A 6083-nucleotide genomic window follows, 5' to 3' on the forward strand; every position below is an offset into this window, starting at 1 on the left:
CGGACCCGCGTGCCCCTTCGGGTCGCTATGCTCACGCTCTCCGGGTGCCATTTTCCCTTGAGGCGATGCGCCCTTGGGCGCACGCCTGATCGGGCCTGGGTCCCAGGTAGATTGCGAAGAGGCTGAGAGTAAGAGTGCAAGCTGGTTTTTCCGTGACGGGTCACAAGCTGCGAGAGAGGCTCGCGGTGCCCGTCGCGGAGACCCGCGATGTCAAACCCTACTGCTTGCGCGCGCGCCGGCTTGGACCGGGCGAACCTCTATAACGAAATCACCGACAAGATCATTGCCGAGCTTGAGGCTGGCCGCGTGCCCTGGGTCCAGCCTTGGGGCACTGCCGCGGCAAGGGCACCCTTAGCGATGCCGAAAAACGCTTCGACCGATCGCTCATACAGCGGGATCAACATCCTTCTGCTCTGGGGAAGCACGATCGAGCATGGTTACAGCGGTCAAAGCTGGCTCACGTTCCGGCAAGCGCTGTCGCTTGGAGGGCATGTGCGTAAGGGGGAGCGTGGTACCGCGGTGGTCTACGCCGACCGTTTCGTCCCGCGTGATGAGAAGCGTCGTGCCGCCGAGACTGGCGACGAAGCGCAGGCCATTCCATTTCTCAAGCGATTTACCGTCTTCAACACGGACCAATGCGCCGGACTCCCCAATGAGATCGCTACCGCGGCTCCGCCACCGCCGCCAGGGCTGATCGAGCCGACGGTGGAGGCTTTGATCAAGGCCATCGGGGTCACCTTTCGGATTGGCGGCGATCGCGCATTCTACGCACCGGCCCGAGACTTCGTGCAGGTCCCGCCGCCGCAGGCCTATTTCGAACCCATCAACTGGCACCGTACGGCCTTGCATGAACTCGGTCATGCGACCGGGCACCCCTCGCGTCTCAACCGCGACCAGAGCGGATCCTACGGTACCAAGAAATATGCCTTCGAAGAACTGGTCGCCGAGCTGAGTTCCGCATTCAGCTGCGCGTCGCTCGGGATCGTCCCGACCGTGCGCCATGCCGACTATATCGGATCATGGCTTGAAGTTCTGCGCGAAGACAATCGCGCCATCGTGCGGGCCGCTTCGCACGCGAGCAAGGCCGCGGACTATTTGCTCGGCTTCGTTCCCGGGTCCATTGAGCCCGCGTCCCTGGATTCGGCTGTCGCCGATCACGAGGCGGCATGATGCTTGGCCTCGTCGCCGCGCGAGAGTGAGAGGAGGGGGAGGCTGTTCGCGACGGGTTGGAAGCCGAGAGAGAGTCTTTCGGCCGCCCGTCGTGGAGAGCCAAAATGACGAAAGCCGTACAAAAGATCACGCTGTCGCCTTCCCGGGACATTCCCTTCAACAAGCTCGTGCTCAGCCAGTCGAACGTTCGCCGCGTCAAGGCCGGTGTCTCGATCGAGCAGCTCGCCGAGAGCATCGCGCAGCGGACGCTTCTGCAAAGTCTGAGCGTCCGGGCCGTCGTTGATACAGATGGCAATGAGACCGGCATGTTCGAGGTGCCGGCGGGCGGTAGGCGCTATCGCGCTCTCGAACTCCTGGTGAAACAGAAGCGGATGTCGAAGTCGCAGGCGGTGCCGTGCGTCGTTCGCGAAGGGGGCATTGCGGAGGACGATTCGGTAGCGGAGAACGACGAGCGGGTCGGCCTGCATCCGCTCGATCAGTTTCGGGCCTTCCAGATCCTCCGCGATCTCGGCATGAGCGAGGAAGACATTGCCGCGCGGCACTTCGTGAACTCCGCGATCGTCAAGCAGCGCCTGCGCCTGGCGTCGGTCTCGCCGAAATTGCATGACGTCTATGCCGAAGACGGCATGACGCTCGAGCAGCTCATGGCGTTCTCAGTCACCGCGGATCACGCCCGCCAGGAGCAAGTTTGGGAGAACGTCAGCCGTTCCGGTTATGACGAGCCGTACCAGATCCGCCGCTTGCTCACCGAGAACACCGTGCGCGGGTCGGATCGCCGGGCCCAGTTTGTGGGCCTCGATGCCTATCAGCACGCGGGTGGCGGCGTTCTGCGGGATCTGTTCGAGCACGACGACGGCGGCTGGCTTCAAGACATCGTGTTGCTCGACCGCCTCGTGACCGAAAAGCTCAAAGCTGAAGCCGAGACGATTGCTGCCGAAGGCTGGAAGTGGATCTCAGTCGCCGTGGAGTTCTCCTACGGTCACACTCAAGGCCTGCGAGAAATCGAAGGTAAACCTGTCGATCTCTCGCCTGAGGAGCAGGCCACCATCGATGCCCTGAACGCCGAGCAAGCCAAGCTTGAAACCGATTACCAGGATGCGGACGAGCTGCCCGACGAGATCGATCAGCGTCTCGGCGAAATCGAGTCGGCACTGGCGGCATTCGAAGACAGGCCGATGCTTTACGATCCGGCGGAGATCGCCCGAGCTGGTGTCTTCATCAGCATCGATTCCGAAGGGTGCCTCTCGGTGGACCGGGGTTACGTCCGGCCAGAGGACGAGGTGTCGGCAAGTGATCCTGACGTCGAAAAGGGCGCCGATGCGTCGTCGAGCGAAGGTCAAGAAGAGGGCCCTTCCGTCCAGCGCGCGGTGATCGCGGTCGCGGGTAGTGCTTCTGATGCTGACGAAGATGATGAGGACCCGGCCAGGCCTCTGCCGGATCGGCTGATCACCGAGCTGACGGCGCATCGTACGCTGGCATTGCGCGATGCGCTGGCAGAAAATCCCGCGGTCGCGTTCCAGGCGGTGCTGCATAACTTCGTGCTGACGGCCTTTTACCGGTTCGCATCGTCCGGAAGCTGTCTGGAGATCAGCCTTCGCACGCCGAACTTTCCAGCTCAAGCTCCGGGGCTGAGAGAAAGCGTTTCCGCCAAGGCCGTCGAGTCGCGACATGAGGCCTGGAAGGCACGGTTGCCGAAGAGCGAGAACGATCTCTGGGATGCGCTGACGGCTCTCGACGGTGGTGCACAGGCGTCGCTGTTCGCCCACTGTGCGTCGTTTGCGGTCAACGCCATCTATGAGCCGGCCAACCGCTACAATCAGGGCCGCGTCTCTGCCCACGGCGTTCGCACGCGTCTCGACCAGGCTGATGTGCTGGCGCGCGCGGTCGAGCTTGACATGGTGCGGGCTGGCTGGCGACCGGCCGTCGACAACTATCTCGGCCGGGTCACCAAGCCGCGCATTCTGGAAGCGGTGCGAGAAGCCATGGGCGAGTCATCGGCCCAACTGATCGACCATCTGAAGAAGGCCGACATGGCCAAGGAGGCTGAGCGCCTTCTGGATGGCTCGGGTTGGTTGCCGGAGCCGCTGCGTCTCGTCGATCCCGATGCGGCGTCAGTGGAGCAGGAGGGCGAGGCGGACCGGCTGCCCGAATTCCTCGCCGATGAGGAGGATCAGGAGAACGGCAGCGACGAGGATCCACAACAGCTCGACGCGGCTGAGTGACATCGCGGTGCGGGGTGGCTCCGGCTATCCTGCGTTGGTCGGGGACCGGTGCACAGCGCCGGTCCCCATTTTTTTGACTGAGGTCTGAGAGGGAGAGGTTGGCCGGGAAGGGTTTGAGCCGTCGGGGTCAAAGGAGAGCGCCTGATGGTTCGACCCATTCCCGCTCTCCGAGAGAAATCCTGCCATGACCGAATCTCTCGCCAGCGGCGCTGCCGCTGCGCCGCTCTCGATGCGTGCCGCTGCAACTATCACCTCCGCTGCGGTCACGGCTGCGCGACAGCTTTTGACTGATCTCGAACGCGGCCGGCGCATCGATGCCGCGGTCCTGCGTGGCGCCATGGAGGCTGCCTTCGGCGCCTCTGACGCTGCCGGTGCCTGGAATTGGAAGACCGCCTATGACACCTGCGAGGCGGCCACCGTTCTTTTCCTTCGCAAGTTCGGTCCGGCCATCCGGACCAAGGCCGGCTCAACGGCCGCGATGCTGCCGATGGTCGCGCGAGTCGCCAGTCTCCTGCCGACCCATACGCGACGTTCCGAGGACAGCCTGGCGCTCCAACAATTCTCGACGCCGATCCCGCTGGGTCTGGCCGCATGCACCGCAGCCGCCATCACACCCGCCGACCGAGTTCTGGAGCCCTCCGCGGGGACAGGCTTGCTTGCCGTCTTTGCCGAGCTCGCCGGCGGCGCGTTGGTATTGAACGAACTGGCTGGCGCTCGCGCGGCCTTGCTGGATCATCTGTTCGCAGAGATTAAGGTGACGCGGTTCGACGCGGCCCAGATCGACGATCATCTAGACGCAGGTTTTGTACCGAGTGTCGTCCTGATGAACCCACCGTTCTCGGCGCTGGCGAATGTCGATCGACGAATGGCGGACGCGACGCTCCGACACATCGCTTCGGCCTTGGCGCGTCTCTGCGACGGTGGGCGTTTGGTCGCCATCACCGGCGCAAGCTTCGCGCCTGACAATCCGGCATGGACGGACGCCTTCCTTCGTCTCCAGGAGCGTGGGCAAGTTGTGTTTTCTGCCGCGATCGATGGCGCTGTCTACGCGAAGCACGGAACTCAGATCGACACAAGGCTGCTTGTCATCGACAAGCAGCGCGCCGCAGATCCGAACGTGTTCCCCGCCTCGCCGGGAGTGGCGGGCGACGTCGCAACCTTGCTCGGCTGGGTGAGTGAGCATGTGCCTCCGAGGCTGGCTGTTGCCGCCCCGGTCGTGATCGACGTTCCGAGGCGCCCTGTGATGTCAGCCGCGGCTGGCATCTCCGCGCCGCGCCCGCCCTCTGCTTCGGCCAGCGCCGCGCCAGAAGGCGGTAAGATTTCATACGAGACGGTCGAATGGTCGCCGCCTGAAGGAGCCCACCTCACCGATGCTCTTTATGAGGAATACGGATTACAGTCGATCCGTATTCCCGGATCGTGCGCGCATCCGACCAAGCTCGTGCAGTCCGCGGCGATGGCGTCCGTTGCGCCACCGAAGCCGTCCTACCGCCCACATTTGCCTTCGCATATCGCGGCAGATGGAGTTCTGTCGGACGCCCAGATCGAGAGCATCATCTATGCCGGCGAAGCGCATTCCGAGTTTCTCGCAGGCGCCTGGACGGTGGATGCGACCTTCGACCTCGTGGCCGCTGCGCGCGACGACGCTGAGAACGCCGTCCGTTTTCGTCGCGGCTGGTTCTTGGGCGATGGCACCGGTGCGGGCAAGGGGCGGCAGGTCGCCGGTATCCTGCTCGACAACTGGCTCAAGGGCCGCCGCCGCGCAGTCTGGGTCAGCAAATCCGACAAGCTGATCGAGGACGCGCAGCGCGACTGGTCGGCGCTCGGCATGGAGCGGCTGCTTGTCACGCCGCTATCACGGTTCCGGCAGGGCACACCAGTTCGGCTCGCGGAAGGCGTCCTATTTACCACCTATGCCACGCTGCGCACCGACGAGCGTGGCGAAAAGCTTTCGCGCGTCAGGCAGATCGTCGAATGGCTGGGCTCCGATTTCGACGGAGTGATCGTCTTCGACGAGAGCCACGCCATGCAGAACGCGGTCGGGGGAAAGAGCGAGCGCGGCGACCAGGCGGCCTCACAGCAGGGGCGTGCGGGTCTTCGGCTCCAGCATGCCTTGCCGAATGCTCGCGTGGTCTATGTGTCGGCGACCGGCGCCACCACGGTCCACAACCTCGCTTACGCGCAACGCCTCGGTCTTTGGGGCGGCTCCGACTTCCCGTTCGCCACGCGTGCCGAGTTCGTCGAAGCGATCGAGGAGGGTGGGGTCGCGGCCATGGAGGTGCTGGCGCGTGACCTCAAGACGCTCGGCCTCTACGCCGCTCGCTCGCTCTCGTACGAGGGCGTCGCGTATGAACTCGTCGAGCACCAGCTTACGCCGGAGCAGGTTCGCATCTACGACGCCTATGCAGATGCGTTCGGCATCATTCACAACAATCTCGACGCCGCGATGCGGGCGGCCAACATTACTGGTGAAACAGGAACGCTGAACGGTCAGGCAAAATCAGCGGCGAGATCCGCCTTCGAAAGCGCAAAACAGCGGTTCTTCGGTCATCTCCTGACTTCGATGAAGACGCCCTCGCTGATCCGCTCGATCGAGCGCGATATCGAGGCCGGCCATGCCGCCGTGATCCAGATCGTATCGACGGGCGAAGCGCTGATGGAGCGCCGGCTCGCCGAGATCCCGACCGAGGA

3 protein-coding genes are annotated in these 6083 nt (G+C 63.9%); all 3 read left to right on the forward strand.

From position 1 onward, the window contains the following. The first annotated feature begins 207 nt into the window (after positions 1-207). Entirely contained in the window at positions 208-1170 is a 963-nt protein-coding gene (locus tag YUA_RS0140610) for an ArdC family protein (protein ID WP_027535752.1), read from the forward strand. A gap of 104 nt (positions 1171-1274) precedes the next feature. Next, the gene (locus YUA_RS50760) at positions 1275-3392 is read left to right on the forward strand and encodes a ParB/RepB/Spo0J family partition protein (RefSeq protein WP_027535753.1); all 2118 of its coding nucleotides are present in this window, start codon (positions 1275-1277) and stop codon (positions 3390-3392) included. Between the two features lie 184 nt (positions 3393-3576). Further along, on the forward strand, positions 3577-6083 hold a 2507-nt coding region (locus YUA_RS0140620), incomplete at its 3' end, for a strawberry notch-like NTP hydrolase domain-containing protein (RefSeq protein WP_027535754.1).

Source organism: Bradyrhizobium sp. WSM3983, from assembly GCF_000473045.1.
Taxonomy (GTDB): Bacteria; Pseudomonadota; Alphaproteobacteria; order Rhizobiales; family Xanthobacteraceae; genus Bradyrhizobium.